The organism is Luedemannella helvata (assembly GCF_039528415.1).
Taxonomy (GTDB): Bacteria; Actinomycetota; Actinomycetes; order Mycobacteriales; family Micromonosporaceae; genus Luedemannella; species Luedemannella helvata.
In genome coordinates this window covers 56573-73864 of sequence record NZ_BAAALS010000021.1, presented here as the reverse complement: position 1 = coordinate 73864, position 17292 = coordinate 56573, and the positions used below count along the sequence as shown (strand labels likewise).

Genomic DNA, 17292 nt, shown 5'->3' with positions numbered 1-17292 from the left:
GGTCGCCTACTGGCGTGAGGTCACTGAGCGTTTGTAGACTTAGTTGGTCTGGCGACTAAACAAACTAGACCACGACGCCAGCCGCCACAAGGGATCGGTCGCCCTGCCTGTAGCGACCGGACCTGCCCCGAGCGGGGGGACGTGGGGGATGATGGTCCGACCGAGGCAGATGGGGCTCAGTTGATAACCACGCACAACGGTCCACAACCGGCGGACTTCACCGATGTCCGGGCCACCAACCTAGCGGTGGTCCTGCGGTTCGTACGCGCGCACGCGCCCTGCTCGCGCGCCGACATCGCCGCCGCGACCGGCCTGAACAAGACCACGGTCTCCAGCCTGGTGGGCGAGCTCATCGACCGCCGCCTGCTCAGGGAGACCGGTCTGACCGAACACCGCATCGGCCGGCCGGCCACGATGATCGTGGTCGACGGCTCGCCCTACGCGGCCGTCGGATTGGAAATAAGCACCGACTACCTCGCCGCGGTCGCGGTCGACCTCCGGGGTGAGCGCCTCCTGACGTGGCGCCGCTCGTTCACCGGACAGGGCGCCGGGTCGAGCAAGGCCGTCGCCGCGGTCGCGACCCTCGCCCGCCGGGCGGTGGCCCGCGTGCGCGACGACGGGCGCGAGGTGCTCGGCATCAACGTCGGCGTGCCCGGCCTGGTCGACGCGGGCGGCGTGGTGCGCAGCGCGACCAGCCTCGGCTGGCGCGACGTCGGCCTCCGCGACGACCTCAGGGCCGCGCTCGGCAATCCGGACTACCCCGTCGCCGTCGAGAACGACGCCAACCTCGCCGTCCTCGCCGAGTACCGCTACGGCGCGCACGCCGGCGTCGCCAACCTCGCGTACCTCACCGGCCAGGCCGGCATCGGCGCGGGCATCATCTCGGACGGCCGGCTGCTGCGCGGCGCGCGCGGCTTCGGCGGCGAGATCGGCCACCTGGCGATCGACCCCGCCGGGCCCACCTGCCCCTGCGGCCGGACAGGCTGCCTGGAGGCCGTCGCCGGCATCGGCGCGGTGCTGCGCAAGCTCGGGCACGACTCGCTCGTCGACGCGGAGATCGGCGTGGCGGACGTGGTCCGCCGGGCCCAGCAGCGCGAGCCGGAGGTGCTCGCCGTGCTGACCCAGCTCGGCCGCGACCTCGGGCACGGGGCCTCGATACTGGCGAACCTGGTCAACCCGGAGGTCGTCCTCCTGGGCGGCTACTACGCTCCCCTCGCGCCGTGGGTGATCGAGGTCGCCACCGCGGAACTCGCCGCGCGCACGGTCGCGCCGCAGGCCGGCGGGGCGCGCATCGTCGCCTCGACGCTCGGGTACAACGCGACCGCGACCGGCGGCGCGGCGGGCGTACTGGAGACAGTGGACTCCGGTCGGCTTCCCACCGCCTGATGCCGGCGCACGCCGGCCGCATCAGCACCGCGCCGGCCGGGCCGGATCTTTCGACGTCGCGATCGGCGGCGCGGTGCCCGCCGCGCCGCCGACCTTCGCGCTTCCGATGCTTCCCCACCAGTACCGGCGCGCTCCCGGCACCAATCTGAAAGCGCTTACCTCATGGTAGGTACGAACATCGGCATCTGCCGACCCCTTGACGATTGACCAATGCCGGTGCGACGCTGCTTGAGCCTCGCTTTCGAAACACGGCCGACAGCTCCGGCTAACAATCCGGAAATGCCCCGGTTTTGAACGGGGTAACTTTCGACCCTTCGTCGAAGCGCTTCGAAAGTCCTGGGTAACGGCCACTCCCGTGGCGCGTCGAAGCGCTTCGACCGCCCTGCTCCACCCGCTCGCGATGCTGAAGAAGGGTGCGTCCCGATGAGCGACTCCGAGGCCAGCGCCTACACCAACGGCGCAGTCCCCCTGGCCGACCGGATCACCGACCTGCTCTCCCGGCTCACGCTCGAGGAGAAGATCGCTCTCCTGCACCAGCATCAGCCCGCCATCGACCGGCTGGGCGTCGGCACGTTCCGCACCGGCACCGAGGCGCTGCACGGGCTCGCGTGGCTCGGCGAGGCCACGGTCTTCCCTCAGGCCGTCGGCCTCGGCGCGACCTGGGACCTCGACCTGGTGCGCCGGGTCGGCGAGGCCGTCGGCGACGAGGTACGCGGCCTGCACCACAAGGACCCCGAGCGGGCCGGCCTCAACGTCTGGGCCCCGGTGGTCAACCAGCTGCGCGACCCGCGCTGGGGCCGCAACGAGGAAGGCTACGCCGAGGACCCGCTGCTGACGGGTGCCATGGGCACCGCGTACTCGCGCGGCCTGCGCGGCGACCACCCCGTGTTCCTGAAGACCGCGCCGACCCTCAAGCACTTCCTCGGCTACAACAACGAGACCCGCCGCGACCGGACGTCGAGCAACCTCAGCCCGCGGGTGCTGCACGAGTACGAACTGCCGCCGTTCCGGGCGCCCATCGCCGACGGGGCCGCGGTCGCCGTCATGGCGTCGTACAACCTGGTCAACAACCGGCCCGCGCACCTGAGCCCGCTCATCAACGAGGCGCTGCGCACCTGGACCACCGACGAGATCCTCGTGGTCAGCGACGCGCAGGCACCGTCCAACGTGGTCGAATCGCAGGCCTACTACCCCGACCACGCAGCCGCGACCGCCGCGCTGTTGAAGGCGGGCGTCGACAGCTTCACGGACAACGACGCCAAGTCGGAGATCACGATCGCGCGCGTCACCGGGGCGCTGGAGCGGGGCCTGATCACCGAGGCCGACGTGGACACGGCGCTGCGGCACATCTTCGCCATCCGGTTCCGCCTCGGCGAGTTCGACCCCGCCGAGGCCAACCCCTTCGCGGCGATCACCGCCGACGTCATCAACTGCTCCGAGCACCAGCGGCTGGCCCGGGAGGCCGCCCGTGCCGCGATCGTGCTGCTCAAGAACGACGCCGGCCTGCTGCCCCTGGCCGCGCCGAGGAAGGTGGCCGTCCTCGGGCCGCTGTCCGACGTGCTCTTCGAGGACTGGTACAGCGGCACGCTGCCCTACCAGGCGACCGCCCGGCGCGGCCTGACCGACCGCCTCGGCGACGCGGTCGTGAGCCACGAGGACGGCGTCGACCGGGTCGTGCTGCGCGAGGCCGGCGGCGACCGGGTCGTCACCGCCGCCGAGCACGCCGACGGCGCCGCGCTGCGGCTGGCCGCCGGCCAGGGCGAGTTCGACCTGGCCTCCGACCAGGGCCAGTTCGACCTGTTCGACTGGGGCAACGGCGTCTACTCCCTGCGCGCCGTGGCCAACGGCCGGCACGTCACCGCAGCCGGCACCGAGGGCGCCCCGCTGGTCAACAACCAGCCCGGCCCGAACGGCTGGGTCGTCCGCGAGACGTTCCGCCTCGCCGAGCGCGCCGACGGCGCGCTCGTCCTCAAGCACGTCGCCAGCGACCGGTACGTGGCCGCGACCGAGGACGGCTCGCTCGGCGCCACCGCGCGCACGCCCGCCGAGGCGCTCGGCCTCAGCATCGAACCGGTCCGCTCGGGCGTGGACGCCGCCGTGGCCGCCGCCCGCGAGGCGGACGTGGCGATCGTCGTGCTCGGCAACCACCCGCTGATCAATGGTCGAGAGTGCGAGGACCGGGTCGACCTCGACCTGCCCCCGACCCAGCAGCGCCTCATCGAGGCCGTACACGCGGCCAATCCGTCGACCGTGCTGGTGCTGACCAGCAGCTACCCGTACGCGATCGGGTGGGCGGACGAGCACGTGCCCGCGATCCTGTGGTCGGCGCACGGCGGTCAGGAGTTCGGCAACGCGCTCGCCGAGGTGCTGCTCGGGGACGTGAGCCCGGCGGGCCGGCTCCCCCAGACCTGGTATGCCGACGACGCCGACCTGCCCGACCTGCTCGACTACGACATCATCGCCAGCGACGCGACCTACCTGTACTTCCGCGGCACCCCGCTCTACCCGTTCGGCCACGGCCTGACCTACAGCCGCGTGGAGTACCGCGACCTGCGGGTCAGCTCCCCCGCGCTGGACGCCGACGGCGAGGTCACCGTGACCGTCGAGGTCGTCAACACCGGGGCGTACGAGGTGGCGGAGGTCGTGCAGCTCTACACCCGCCAGCAGCGCTCGCGGGTCAAGCTGCCGGTGCGCCAGCTGCGCGGCTTCGCGAAGGTACGCCTTGCGCCGGGCGGGTCCGCCACGGTCACGCTGCCATTGAGAGCCGCCGACCTGGCCTTCTGGGACGTCACCCAGGGCCGGATGGTCGTCGAGGAGGCCCGGCACACCGTCATGGTGGGCGCCTCGGCCACGGACGTGCGGGCGACCGCGGTCGTGGACGTGCGCGGCGAGCAGATCGCCCCGCGAGCCGTGAGCGGGCGGTCCCTGCGCGCCGCCGACCACGACGACTACTGCGGCATCGCGCTGGTCGACGAGTCCACCGTGGCCGGCGACGCGGTCGGCGCGATCGAGCCCGGCGCCTGGATCACCTTCGACGGCGTGGACCTCGGCCGGGGCGTGCGGGCCGTGGGCGCCCGGGTCGCGCAGGCCGCCGACAGCGCGGGCACGATCACGCTGCGCGTCGACGACCCGGTGCGCGGCCAGGTGGTCGCGACCCTCACCGTCCCGCCGACCGGCAGCGGGTACGCCTGGACGGAGGTGTCCGCCCCGGCCGCCGACGCCACCGGCGTCCGGGACCTGTACCTGATCTTCGACGCGCCCGGCACCCGGGTCGCGGAGCTGAGATTCGACGGACCGGGAGCCGAGGCGTAGTGTCCTCCCCGCGTACCCGACCTCTCCGGAGCGCCATGGTCACGATCACCGATGTGGCCCGCCACGCCGGCGTGGCCCCGAGCACAGTGTCGTACGTGCTCAGTGGCAAGCGCGCGATCTCCTCGACGACCCGCCAGCGGGTGCTGTCGAGCATCCGGGTGCTGGGCTACCACCCGCACGCCGGGGCGCGGTCGCTGGCCAGCAACCGGTCGAACGTCATCGCGCTCGTGCTGCCCCTGCGGTCCGGCATGCACCTGCCGGTACTCATGCAGTTCGCCATCGCGGTGGTCACCACCGCCCGGCAGTACGACCACGATGTCCTGCTGGTCACCGCCGACGAGGGCCCGGACGGGCTCCGGCGGGTCGCGGCCAGCGCGATGGTCGACGCGATCGTGCTCATGGACGTCGAGCTGAACGACACCCGGGTCCCGCTCCTGCGCGAGCTCGACCGGCCCAGCGTGCTCATCGGCTTCCCGGCCGAGCCCGACGGGCTCACCTGCGTCGACCTCGACTTCTTCCAGGCGGGCGCGGCATGCGTGGAGCACCTGGCCAGCCTCGGCCACAAGGACCTGGCGCTGCTCGGCGCCCCGCCCGCGGTGTACGAGCGCGGCACGGGCTTCGCGCAGCGCACCCGCGCCGGCTTCCTCGACGCCACCGACCGCCTCGGCCTCAGCGGCATCGCCATCGCGTGCGAGGAGGAGACCGACCAGGTCGCCGCGTCCGTGCACACGCTGCTCACCCGCCACCCCGAGGTCACCGGCCTGGTGGTGCACAACGAGGCCGCGGTCGCGAGCATCATGGTCGCGCTCGCGGCGCACGGCCGGCGGGTGCCCGACGACCTGTCGGTCGTGGCGATCTGCCCGGACGAGGTGGCCGAGCGCACCGAGCCGACGCTGTCGTCCGTGCTGATCCCCGCCGAGGAGGTCGGCGCGCAATCGGTCACCCTGCTCATGCGCAAGCTGGATGGCGAGATCGTGCCCGACGCCAGCCTCCTGGCGCCCCGGCTGACCGTACGCGGCAGTACCGCCGCGCTGCCGGCCGCTCACGGCGGGTAACGTGCCCGCCGTGAGCGCGGCCCTGCTGGACCTGATGCCGGAACTCGACGCCGTCGAGGGAACCGTGTCCGTCTGGTGCGCCCGGCTGGACGCCCCGCCCGCGGTCGCGCGTCTCGCGGACGTCGAGCACTACGCCGCGAGCACCATGAAGGTCGCCGTCCTCGCCGCCGCGTACCGGCTGGTGGAGGCCGGCCGGCTCGACCTCGACGCCGCCGTGCCGGTCGTCAACGAGTTCGCCTCGTCCGCGCCCGGGGCGCCCGCGTTCGCCTGCACGGAGCGCTACGACAACGATCCGGGGGTGTGGGCCGCGCTGGGCCGCGAGGTGCGGCTGCGCTGGCTCGCCGACCGGATGATCACCCGCTCGTCGAACCTCGCCACCAACCTGGTCCTCGACCGGGTCGGCCGCGCCGCGGTGGCGGAGGCCTGGCGCGCGGTCGGCGCCCGGCACAGCGTCGTCGGTCGGGGCATCGAGGACGCCGCCGCCCGCGACGCGGGCATCACCAACACGGTCACGGCGGCCGACCTCGGCGCCCTGCTGTCGGCCGTGGTCACCGGTCCCCCGCTCGTGTCCACGGCCTCGTCGCGGGCCATGCTCGCCACACTGGAGGCGCAGCGCGGCGTGGAGGATCTCGCGGCCGGCCTGCCGCCCGGTACGCGCATCGCGCACAAGAACGGCTGGGTCATGGGGGCACGCCACGGGGCGGGCGTCATCTTCCCGGCCGACGCCCCGCCGTACGTGCTCGCGGTGTGCGCGACCACGCCGCTGGCCCGCAACGACGTGGCCGATGACGCCTGCGCGTTGCTGGCCCGGATCGCCGCCGCCAGCTGGCGCGACCGCCACGATCTCGCCCCGGCCATGAGCTAGGCTGCTGGGCCGTGGCGATCACCGAGGTGCGTTCCCGCCGGGTCACGGCGGCGCTGCACACGCCGTTCGTGACGGCGCTGCGGCGGACCACCACGATGACCACTCTGGTCGTGACTGTCGCCGACGACGCCGGTCATGTCGGTTACGGCGAGGCACCCCAGGTGTGGCAGGTGACCGGCGCGTCCGTGGCCGGCTCGCAGTCCTGCGTCGACGAGGTGCTCGCCCCGCTGCTGCGCGGCCGCGACCCCGACGAGCTGCTCGGCCTGTGCCGCGCCGTCCGCGGGGCGGTGGCCGGCAACGAGGCCGCCAAGGCGGCCGTGGACGTGGCGCTGCACGACCTGGCGGCCCAGCGGCTGGGCGTACCGCTCGCGCGGCTGCTCGGCGGCTCCGGTGCCGCGCGGCGCGTGCCCACGGACGTGACCCTCTCGGCGGGCACCCCGGCGGAGCTGGCCGAGGCGGCCGCCGCGCGGGTCGCCGACGGGTACGACGTACTCAAAATCAAGGTCGGCACCGACGCGGCGGGTGACCTGGCCCGGGTGCGCGCGGCCCGCGAGGCCGCGGGACCGGCCGCGGCCCTGCGCCTGGACGCGAACCAGGGATGGACGCCCCGCGAAGCGGTGGGCGTCATCCGCGCCATCGAGGACGCGGGCCTGGACGTGGAGCTGGTCGAGCAGCCCGTGGCCCGCGCCGACCTGGACGGGCTGGCCTGGGTGACCGACCGCGTGTCGACGCCGATCCTCGCCGACGAGGCCGTGTGGTCGCCGCGTGACCTCGTCGAGGTGATCCGCCGGCGGGCGGCCGACCTGGTCAACATCAAGCTGGCCAAGTGCGGCGGCCTCGGTCCGGCCCGCACCATGCTGGCGCTCGCCGAGGAGTACGGGCTCGGGACGGTCGTCGGATCGATGATGGAGGGACCGATCGGCGTGGGCGCCGCGGCGAGCCTCGTCGCCGCCGCCGGCACGACCGCCACGAGCGACCTCGACGCCGCCTGGTGGTTGGCGGAACCGCTGGTGAAGGCCGGTCCGGGCTATGCCGGACCGGCCGTTGTCCTACCCGACGCGCCCGGCCTCGGGATCGCCGGTTTGATGCCTTGTGCAAACGAATCTGACGTGCCACCGTCTTGGGAGTGAACGTGAGCCTGGGATCCCTTCTCGCGCTGAGCGAGCCCACGCTGTCGCCGGGTGAGGAAGCCACCGTCTGCGTCGCCGTCGCGACGCTGTGGGTCGGCCCCGACCGGGTGCGTCCCGTCGACAGTCCGGCGCTGAGCCATCCGGCCAAGCCGCGAATGTGGGTCAACGAGATGACCCCCGCCGACCGCGACGACCTGCGGGGGCGCGTGCTCACCCAACTGCTGCTCGGCGAGCGGGTGCGGATCCTGGAGCTGCGCGGTGACTGGGCGCACGTGATCGCCCTGGGCCAGCCGACGTCGCTGGACCCCCGGGGTTACCCGGGCTGGCTGCCGTCGTACCAGCTCGCCACGGTCGACAGCATGTTCGCCGCCGGCATCCGGGTCGCCACGGGCCGACGGCGGGGCCGGCGCGGCGCGGCCGAGGACGAGGAGATCGAGCTGGCCCCCGACCGCTCCGGCATGGTGCACCTCGTCGACGCGACCGCGACCACGCTGCGCGACGAGCCCGACGGGGCGCTGGTCATGCCGGGCGTCACGTTCGGCACGCGCCTGGTCGCCTCGGGTCGCTCGCACGACGGCTGGCTGCCCGTCGCCGTGCCCGGCCGCTTCGAGCCCGCCTGGGCGGTCGAGGACGACGTCACGCCCGAGCCGGCCGCCCCGCCGGTCGACCCCCAGGAGATCGTCGCGATGGCGGACCGCCTGCGCGACGTGCCCTACATCTGGGGCGGCGCGTCCGCGTACGGGGTGGACTGCTCAGGGTTGGTGCACCTGACCTGGCGCCGGTTCGGGGTGACCGTGCCGCGCGACGCCGCCGACCAGGCCGCGTCGACCGCTCCCGTACCGCTGGGCAGCGAGCGTCCCGGCGACCTGTACTTCTTCGCGACCGGCGGCAAGGTCGACCACGTGGGTTTCGTGGCGCAGACGCCCGACGGCGACCAGCGGTGGGTGCTGCACGCTTCGCAGCCGCACGGCCGCGTGGTGCTGGAGGAGGTCGCCGGCGAGCGGGCGGCGACCCTCGTCGCCGCCCACCGCGTCGTCGTCAACTGAGCCGTCAGCTCACACGCTGTCGGCGCTCACGGGCCCGTTCTGCTCGGCCTGCCGGACCGCGCGACGGGTGTCGTTGCGCGACTTCACCAGGCTGGCGATGGCGGCGGTGCCCATCGAAGCGACGATGAACAGCAGCGAGAGCCAGATCGGGATGTGCGGCACGTGCACCGGGTCGCCGCCGTTGATGAACGGCACGTTGTTCTCGTGCAGCGCCTCCAGCACCAACTTCACGCCGATGAAGGCCAGCACCACGGCCAGCCCGATCGACAGGTAGACCAGCCGGTCGAGCAGGTCGCCGAGGAGGAAGTACAGCTGGCGCAGGCCCATGAGGGCGAACACGTTGGCGGTGAAGACGATGAACGGCGAGCGGGTGAGGCCGAAGATCGCCGGGATCGAGTCGACCGCGAACAGCAGATCCGTCGTGCCGAGGGCGATCATCACGACGATCATGGGGGTGAACAGGCGCTTGCCGTTGACGACCTCTGTCAGGTGCGGGCCCTCGATCTTCTTGGTCATCGGCAGGACCCGGCGACTCCACCGGATCAGCGCGTTCTCCTTGAAGTCGCTGTCGTCGGGCTCCCCCTGCTTGATGAACTTCCACGCCGTGTAGAGCAGGAACGCGCCGAAGATGTAGAACACCCATACGAAGCGCTCGACCACGGCAGCGCCCAGGCCGATGAAGATGCCGCGCATGACGAGCGCCAGCACGATGCCGATGAGCAGGACCTTCTGCTGGTAGATCCGGGGGACGGCGAACCTGCTCATGATGATGACGAAAACGAACAGGTTGTCGATCGACAAGCTGTACTCGGTGAGCCAGCCGGCATAGAACTCGCCGGCATGTTTCGGCCCCCAGAAGAGCCACATGCCCAATCCGAACAGCACCGCCAGGGTGACGTAGAAGCTCACCCAGAGGGTCGACTCCCGGGTCGACGGTACGTGTGGCCGCCGCGCCACCAGAAGTAGGTCAACGATGAGCAGACCGGTCAACCCGATGAGGGTGACGGCCCAGATCCAGCCCGGCACATGCATGCGCCCAGAACCTCCGCAGGACACGCGGCACCCGTTGTCGGACTCGGAGCCCGACGCCGAGGCGCCGCATGGTTCAGCGGAGGTCTCTTCCGCCGCCGGCGACGCGCCCGGCAGCCGACAGGGCCGGGTCCGACCGGGTTTGGGTTCCGGTCTCGCCGTGCTGACGACCCTGTCGTCGGGGAATACTCCCCTCCAGTTGTCTGGCCCATTCTTGCGCATGAACCGCAGTCACGGGCAGGAGGGTGGCAACTTCTCATCACATTGATACCCGCCAGGTCAGAAGTGGTTTATGAGCTTGATTCAGGTGCCGGCACGTTATGTAGATCACAGTCGTACCGGGAGCTGAAACACGGCGCCTCGGCGCGCCGGCCGCCATGGCAAGCTGCGCACATGGTTCTTGAAGTTGCTCTGATCGACGTCACGCCGGGCCAGGAGGACGACTTCGCCGCCGCGTACGGCAAGGCCCACCCGATCCTGCGCGGCACCCCCGGCTGCCGGTCCGTCCGCATGACCCGCGGCATCGAGTCGCCGTCGCGGTTCGTCCTGCTGGTCGAGTGGGACTCCGTCGAGGCGCACCTCGAGAACTTCCGCGACACGGAGCGCTTCGGCCAGTGGCGCGGCCTCATCGGGCCATACTTCGCCGCCCCGCCCGTGGTCGAGCACTTCAACGACGTACCCGCCTGACCGTGGCCGAGCTGCGCACCGCCGACGGCGTCGTCCTGTCGGCGCAGCACGACCCGGGTCCGTCGACGGACCTGGCGTTCGTGGCGGCGCACGGCTTCACCGGATCATGGCGCACGCCGGCGATGCGGCGGGTCGCCGCCATCCTGACCGAATTCGGCGGGGTGGTCACCTTCGACTTCCGGGGGCATGGCCGCTCGGGCGGGGCGTCGACCGTCGGCGACCAGGAGATCTACGACGTGGCGGCGGCCGTCGACTGGGCGCGATCGCTCGGGTACGCGTCGGTCGCCACTGTCGGTTTCTCCCTGGGCTCGGCGTGCGTGGTCCGGCACGCGGCCGCGTTTCCCGCGGACTTCCTGGTCGGCGTCGCCGCCGTGAGCGGGCCCAGCCGCTGGTACTACCGGGACACGGTGCCCATGCGCCGGCTGCACTGGGTGGTGGAGCGACGGCTGGGGCGCGTGGTGAGCCGGGTGGCGTTGCGCACGCGCGTGTCGGCGGTCGCCTGGCCCGCCGATCAGCTGCCGGAGTCCCCCACCGAGGCCGCCGCGCGGCTCGCGCCCGTACCGCTGCTGGTGGTGCACGGCGACGCCGACCGGTACTTCCCACTCGACCACGCGCACGCGCTGCACGCGGCGGCCGGGCAGACCAGCGAGCTGTGGATCGAGCCCGGCTTCGGCCACGCGGAGAACGCTGCCAGCGACGATCTCATCCGGCGGATCGGCGGCTGGCTCGCCCGGGCTGCCGCTAGCGCGCGCCCGCCACGTCCATCTGGCGGACCTCCTTCTTGAGCTCCGAGATCTCGTCGCGAATGCGGGCGGCCAACTCGAACTGCAGCTCCCGGGCCGCGGCGAGCATCTGGTCGGTGAGGTCGGAGATGAGCTGGGCCAGCTCGGCGCGGGCCATGCCCTCCGTGGGCGCGGAGATCGCGCGGCTGCGGCTGCGCGTCTCCTTGACCGGCGCCTTGCCGCGGCTCTGCTGTCGGCCGCTGCCGCCGGCCGCGAACTTGGCCTCGGTGTCGTCCGCCTCGCGGTAGATGTCGTCGAGGATGTCGCCGATCCTCTTGCGCAACGGCTGCGGGTCGATGCCATTGGCCTCGTTGTACGCCTGCTGCTTCGCCCGCCGGCGGTTCGTCTCGTCGATCGCGTGCGCCATCGACGGGGTGACCTTGTCGGCGTACATGTGCACCTGGCCGGAGACGTTACGGGCCGCCCGGCCGATCGTCTGCACCAGCGACGTGCCGCTGCGCAGGAAGCCCTCCTTGTCGGCGTCCAGAATGGACACGAGTGACACCTCGGGCAGGTCGAGACCCTCGCGCAGCAGGTTGATGCCGACCAGCACGTCGTAGTCGCCCTTGCGCAGCTCGCGCAGCAACTCCACGCGGCGCAGCGTGTCCACCTCGGAGTGCAGGTACCGCACCCGGATGGCGTGCTCCAGCAGGTAGTCCGTGAGATCCTCGGCCATCTTCTTGGTCAGCGTGGTGACCAGCACCCGCTCGTCGCGCTCGGAACGCACCTTGATCTCGTGCATGAGGTCGTCGATCTGGCCCTTGGTCGGCTTCACCACGACCTCGGGGTCGACCAGGCCGGTCGGGCGGATAACCTGCTCGACGAACTCGCCCTGGGTCTGCTCCAACTCCCATGGACCCGGCGTGGCCGACAGGTAGACCGTCTGGCCCACCCGGTCGCGGAACTCGTCGAACCGCAGCGGCCGGTTATCGGCGGCGCTCGGCAGCCGGAAGCCGTGCTCGATCAGGGTGCGCTTGCGGGACGCGTCGCCCTCGTACATGCCGCCGATCTGTGGCACGGTCACGTGTGACTCGTCGATGACCGTGAGGAAGTCGTCCGGGAAGTAGTCGAGCAGGCAGTGCGGCGCGCTGCCTGCCTCGCGGCCGTCGATGTGGCGCGAATAGTTCTCGATGCCCGAGCAGAAGCCCACCTGGCGCATCATCTCCAGGTCGTAGCTCGTCCGCATGCGCAGCCGCTGGGCCTCCAGCAGCTTGCCCTGCCGGTCCAGCTCGGCCAGCCGCTCCTCCAGCTCGGCCTCGATGTCGGCGATCGCGCGCGCCATCCGCTCCGGCCCCGCCGCGTAGTGCGTCGCCGGGAAGATGAGCAACTGGTCGACCTCCCTGACCACGTCGCCCGTCAACGGGTGCAGGTAGTAGAGCTTCTCGACCTCGTCGCCGAACAGCTCCACCCGCACGGCCAGCTCCTCGTAGGCCGGGATGATCTCCAGCGTGTCGCCACGCACCCGGAACGTGCCGCGGTTGAACGCCAGATCATTGCGCGTGTACTGGATGTCGACCAGGCGGCGCAGCAGCTTGTCGCGGTCCCATTCCGTGCCGACCTGCAGCTTCACGGCACGCTCCAGGTATTCCTGCGGCGTACCCAGGCCGTAGATGGCGCTCACGGTCGCCACGACGACGACGTCGCGCCGGGTGAGCAGCGACATCGTCGCCGAGTGCCGCAGACGCTCGACCTCCTCGTTGATGGAGGAGTCCTTCTCGATGTAGGTGTCCGTCTGCGGGATGTAGGCCTCGGGCTGGTAGTAGTCGTAGTAGGAGACGAAATATTCCACCGCGTTGCGCGGCATCAGCTCCCGGAACTCCTTGGCCAGCTGGGCCGCGAGTGTCTTGTTCGGAGCGAGCACGAGCGTCGGCCGCTGCAACCGCTCCACGAGCCATGCCGTCGTGGCGCTCTTGCCCGTGCCCGTAGCGCCGAGCAGCACCGCGTGGCGGTCGCCGCGGCGCACCCGGCGCGCCAGTTCATCGATCGCGGCCGGCTGGTCACCGGCCGGCTGATAGTCGCTGACCACCTGGAACGTGCCGTCGAGGCGGGGGATGTCGAGCATGGCTCCACCGTACGCCGGGGCCCTGACAAGACCGGATTACGGGACGTGCTGATCGCCCCACGGGATTGCGATTGTGTCGCGTGATACCCAACGGTACGGTCGGTGCGTAGGCCGCCCGCGGCGGCCGTCCGGGGCACGACGAGTCTCCACACCGACTCGATCGACCCGGCGCGAGGGAGCAGCCCCAGCGGCGCGCAGCGCCGCCGGAGGGCGCCCCGCGCGGATGGGCGCGGTGCGTCATCGCACGCGTTCACCGGCCGTCGCGGGTGGCCCTACCTGTCCTGCGCGGCACTCGGCAGCAGTCGGGAACGCCACACCTCGTCGACCCGGTCTCTCAGTTGCTCCGGCGTGCCGTCGTTCAGAATCACGATGTCGGCCACCGCGCGCCGGGCCGCGTCGTCGGCCTGCGCCGCGATGCGCGCCCGCGCCTCGTCCTCGGCCATCCCCCGCGTGCCCACCAGCCGCGCGATCCGCTGCTCCTGCGGCGCTTGCACCACCACGACCAGCTCGTACCGGTCGGCCAGGTTCGCCTCCACCAGCAGCGGCACGTCGTTGACGACGACCGCACCGGGCGGCGCCGCCGCGGCGATCTCGGCCGTACGCGCGCCGACGCGCGGATGGATGATCGCCTCCAGACGGCGGCGCGCACCCTCATCGGCGAAAACCCGGCGGGCCAAGGCGGCGCGGTCCACCGACCCGTCCGCGGCGAGGATCTCCGGGCCGAACGCGGCCACGACCTCCGCCAGTCCGTCCGTACCCGGGGCGATCACCTCGCGGGCGAGCGCGTCCGAGTCGATGACGATCGCGCCCAGCTCGGCGAGGCGCGTGGCGACGGCCGTCTTGCCGGCGCCGATGCCACCGGTGAGTCCCACGAACAGCATGGCGCCAGTCTGGCACCTCCCCTGAGCCCGGCCGACGCCGCACCGCGACGCGTGACGGCGGGCGGCCCATGACGGGCCCACCTCACGGCGTGATCAACTCACCGAACCCCGTGACCATCCCGGCCAGGTGCGCACTTTGGCGGCTATCCCGGTCCGCATGACGTGCGAAGTGCGCACTTTGCAGGCTCGGGCGGCGGGCGCGGGTAGGCCCCCGCGGGCGCGGGGCCACGCGGGCGGGCAGGTTCGGGAACGCGAACGGCCGGTCGGGACTGGGTCCCGACCGGCCGTTGTGGTGTTGCGCTAGACCTTGCCGCCCGCGAGCTTCTCCTTGAGGGCAGCGAGCGCCTCGTCGGTGGCGAGGGTGCCCTGGGGCTCCTCGGCCGGCTTGGCGGGCGTCGTGGACGACGCACCGCCGGTGGTGGCGCCGGCCGGCGTGGCCGGGGCCTCGGCGTCGGCCTGGCGGGCCGTCTGCACCTGCTTGGTGTGGGCCTCCCAGCGCACGCGGGCCTCGGCGTACTGCCGCTCCCACTCCTCGCGCTGCTTGTCGAAGCCCTCGAGCCACTCCCCGGTCTCCGGGTCGAAGCCGTCCGGGTAGACGTAGTTGCCCTCGGCGTCGTACGTGGCGGCCATGCCGTAGAGGGTCGGGTCGAAGTGCTCCTCGCCCTCGACGAAGCCCTCGTTGGCCTGCTTGAGCGACAGCGAGATCCGGCGACGCTCCAGGTCGATGTCGATGACCTTGACCATGACGTCCGAGCCGACCTGCACGACCTGCTCCGGGATCTCCACGTGGCGCTCGGCCAGCTCGGAGATGTGCACCAGGCCCTCGATGCCGTCCTCGACGCGCACGAACGCGCCGAACGGCACCAGCTTGGTGACCTTGCCCGGCACGATCTGCTGGATCGCGTGGGTGCGGGCGAACTGGCGCCACGGGTCTTCCTGGGTCGCCTTCAGCGACAGCGAGACGCGCTCGCGGTCCAGGTCGACGTCGAGCACCTCGACCTCGACCTCCTGGCCGACCTCGACAACCTCGGACGGGTGGTCGATGTGCTTCCAGGAGAGCTCGGACACGTGCACGAGGCCGTCCACGCCGCCAAGGTCGACGAACGCGCCGAAGTTGACGATCGAGGACACGACGCCCTTGCGGACCTGGCCCTTGGCGAGCTTGTTGAGGAACTCGCTGCGCACCTCGGACTGGGTCTGCTCGAGGTAGGCCCGGCGGGACAGGACCACGTTGTTGCGGTTCTTGTCCAGCTCGATGATCTTGGCCTCGAGCTCGCGGCCGACATACGGCTGCAGGTCGCGGACACGACGCATCTCGACGAGCGAGGCGGGCAGGAAGCCGCGCAGCCCGATGTCGAGGATGAGGCCACCCTTGACCACCTCGATGACGGAGCCCCGGACCACACCGTCCTCGTCCTTGATCTTCTCGATGGTGCCCCACGCGCGCTCGTACTGCGCACGCTTCTTCGAGAGGATCAGGCGGCCCTCCTTGTCCTCCTTCTGGAGAACCAGGGCCTCGATGTGGTCGCCAACCGAGACGACCTCCGACGGGTCAACGTCGTGCTTGATCGACAACTCGCGCGAGGGAATGACACCCTCGGTCTTGTAGCCGATGTCGAGCAGGACCTCGTCCCGGTCGACCTTGACGACGGTGCCTTCGACAATGTCGCCGTCGTTGAAGTACTTGATGGTCGCGTCGATCGCGGCGAGGAACGCTTCCTCGGAACCGAGGTCGTCGACGGCGACCTTGCCGCTCGAGATGGTCTCGATGCTGCTCGTCATCTGGGCTGTTGCTCCGGTGGATTTGGGTGTCTAGAAGACCTGAAAGACGCCCGCGGGCCAGCCGCCGCGCATGACTTCCGCAACCACCGTTGATCACAGGAGTATGGAGACGACCGCGAACCTGCTCCCTGCCGAGGTTGCGGCCCACGAGTGCATCGAGAAGCTTACCCCGCGCATCAGCACGTGGTCCAACGTTCCCCCCACCCCAGATCGACCGCAGTGGCAGATCGGTGCGAAAACGTGACGAATGCCGGCCATACTCCGCCCCACCGACTCGTCGGAATACACGGTCAGCGCAAATTTCCGGGGTCAAGGTCACAGACGAAAATGGCTGTACCAGGAAGCAAGCGGCCCCGCAGCGGACTCCAGCCGCCCCACGCCTGATCGTGTCCCACCGGCCACTCCGGCTCCACGATGTCCAACAGTCGCAGCCCGGACCCAACGACGATCCGTACCCAGTCCCCGACCGTCCGGTGGTGCTCGACGTAGCTCGCGACCCCCTCCTCGTCCTGCTCGACGTACGGCAGGCGGTCGAAGTACGACTGAACGGCCGTCAGGCCCTCCTCGCCCGGATCGTCCGGAAAGCTCCACCGGACCGGGTGGGTCACCGAGAACACGAACCGCCCACCGGGCCGCAGCACCCGGGCCACCTCGGCACAGACCGCCCCGGCGTCCGCCACGAACGGGAGCGCCCCGTACGAGGAGCACACGGCGTCGAAGCTGCGCTCCGCGAACGGCAGGCGGCTCGCGTCGGCTTGGACGGCCGGCAGCCGTACGCCCGAGCGCCCGTCGAGCCTCCTCGAGTGCCACAGTTGCCGCGCGGACAGCTCGACCGCGACCGCCCGCGCGCCCCGCGCGACGAGCCACCGCCCGCACTGCCCGGCGCCGGACCCGATCTCCAGAACCCGCCGCCCGGCAACGTCCCCGAGCAGCGTCACGTCCGCCTCGTCGAGGCCCTCCGGACCCCAGACAAACCGGACATCGCCGAGGAAGGCGCCGTGCTCCGCCTGGTAGGCGTCGGCCGCCGCGTCCCACCACCAGTGATTGGCGCGGACGGTCTCGGCGGCGGTCGCCATCCGCCGAGCGACATGGGCCGCGTCCTCCGGATAGCTGGGCGGTTGGCCGCCCTGGTCGCCCGACTCAAGATCCGCGTCAGTCACCCCGACATTCTCCCCGAGTACCCGCTCCCCGCCCCGCCCGCCCGCCGCGCGCCGCGTCCCGCCCTCCGCACGCCGCGCCCCTCCCGCGGCCCGCTGCGCGCTGCGCGCCGGACGA

At 71.7% G+C, this 17292-nt stretch carries 12 protein-coding genes and 1 pseudogene; 8 read left to right on the top strand and 5 right to left on the bottom strand.

Annotation, left to right across the window (positions count from 1 at the left end):
* Positions 1 to 246: 246 nt before the first annotated feature.
* The 6 genes from ABD191_RS20360 to ABD191_RS20335 all read left to right on the top strand — a co-directional run bounded on the left by ABD191_RS20360 (position 247) and on the right by ABD191_RS20335 (position 8794).
* The gene (locus tag ABD191_RS20360; RefSeq protein ID WP_344084310.1) at positions 247 to 1386 is read left to right on the top strand and encodes an ROK family protein; all 1140 of its coding nucleotides are present in this window, start codon (positions 247 to 249) and stop codon (positions 1384 to 1386) included.
* Positions 1387 to 1809: 423 nt separating this feature from the next.
* Complete coding sequence (locus ABD191_RS20355; protein WP_344084307.1) at positions 1810 to 4698, top strand: glycoside hydrolase family 3 C-terminal domain-containing protein; 2889 nt, start codon at positions 1810 to 1812, stop codon at positions 4696 to 4698.
* A 35-nt stretch (positions 4699 to 4733) separates the two neighbouring features.
* The gene (locus tag ABD191_RS20350) at positions 4734 to 5753 is read left to right on the top strand and encodes a LacI family DNA-binding transcriptional regulator (protein ID WP_344084304.1); all 1020 of its coding nucleotides are present in this window, start codon (positions 4734 to 4736) and stop codon (positions 5751 to 5753) included.
* A gap of 34 nt (positions 5754 to 5787) precedes the next feature.
* Complete coding sequence (locus ABD191_RS20345; RefSeq protein WP_344084397.1) at positions 5788 to 6618, top strand: serine hydrolase; 831 nt, start codon at positions 5788 to 5790, stop codon at positions 6616 to 6618.
* A gap of 11 nt (positions 6619 to 6629) precedes the next feature.
* The gene (locus ABD191_RS20340; protein WP_344084301.1) at positions 6630 to 7748 is read left to right on the top strand and encodes a mandelate racemase/muconate lactonizing enzyme family protein; all 1119 of its coding nucleotides are present in this window, start codon (positions 6630 to 6632) and stop codon (positions 7746 to 7748) included.
* Between the two features lie 2 nt (positions 7749 to 7750).
* Complete coding sequence (locus ABD191_RS20335; RefSeq protein WP_344084298.1) at positions 7751 to 8794, top strand: C40 family peptidase; 1044 nt, start codon at positions 7751 to 7753, stop codon at positions 8792 to 8794.
* 9 nt (positions 8795 to 8803) lie between these two features.
* On the opposite strand, the gene ABD191_RS20330 is transcribed toward ABD191_RS20335, so the two are convergent.
* Positions 8804 to 9826, bottom strand: a complete 1023-nt coding sequence (locus tag ABD191_RS20330; RefSeq protein ID WP_344084295.1) for a TerC family protein — start codon at positions 9824 to 9826, stop codon at positions 8804 to 8806.
* A 390-nt stretch (positions 9827 to 10216) separates the two neighbouring features.
* Between ABD191_RS20330 and ABD191_RS20325 the strand changes: the two genes are divergently transcribed.
* On the top strand, positions 10217 to 10510 hold the full coding sequence (locus tag ABD191_RS20325) for an antibiotic biosynthesis monooxygenase family protein (RefSeq protein ID WP_344084293.1): 294 nt from the start codon (positions 10217 to 10219) through the stop codon (positions 10508 to 10510).
* Positions 10511 to 10512: 2 nt separating this feature from the next.
* Complete coding sequence (locus ABD191_RS20320; RefSeq protein ID WP_344084290.1) at positions 10513 to 11295, top strand: alpha/beta hydrolase; 783 nt, start codon at positions 10513 to 10515, stop codon at positions 11293 to 11295.
* Here ABD191_RS20320 and uvrB read toward each other — a convergent pair.
* The 4 genes and pseudogenes from uvrB to ABD191_RS20300 all read right to left on the bottom strand — a co-directional run bounded on the left by uvrB (position 11252) and on the right by ABD191_RS20300 (position 17093).
* Positions 11252 to 13354, bottom strand: a complete 2103-nt coding sequence (gene uvrB, locus ABD191_RS20315; RefSeq protein ID WP_344084287.1) for an excinuclease ABC subunit UvrB — start codon at positions 13352 to 13354, stop codon at positions 11252 to 11254. The genes ABD191_RS20320 and uvrB overlap by 44 nt on opposite strands.
* Before the next feature lie 275 nt (positions 13355 to 13629).
* Positions 13630 to 14235, bottom strand: a pseudogene (coaE, locus tag ABD191_RS20310) (dephospho-CoA kinase); the annotation flags it as partial.
* Between the two features lie 300 nt (positions 14236 to 14535).
* Positions 14536 to 16017, bottom strand: a complete 1482-nt coding sequence (gene rpsA, locus ABD191_RS20305; RefSeq protein ID WP_344084284.1) for a 30S ribosomal protein S1 — start codon at positions 16015 to 16017, stop codon at positions 14536 to 14538.
* A 290-nt stretch (positions 16018 to 16307) separates the two neighbouring features.
* Positions 16308 to 17093, bottom strand: a complete 786-nt coding sequence (locus ABD191_RS20300; protein ID WP_344084394.1) for a class I SAM-dependent methyltransferase — start codon at positions 17091 to 17093, stop codon at positions 16308 to 16310.
* Between the last annotated feature and the right edge of the window lie 199 nt (positions 17094 to 17292).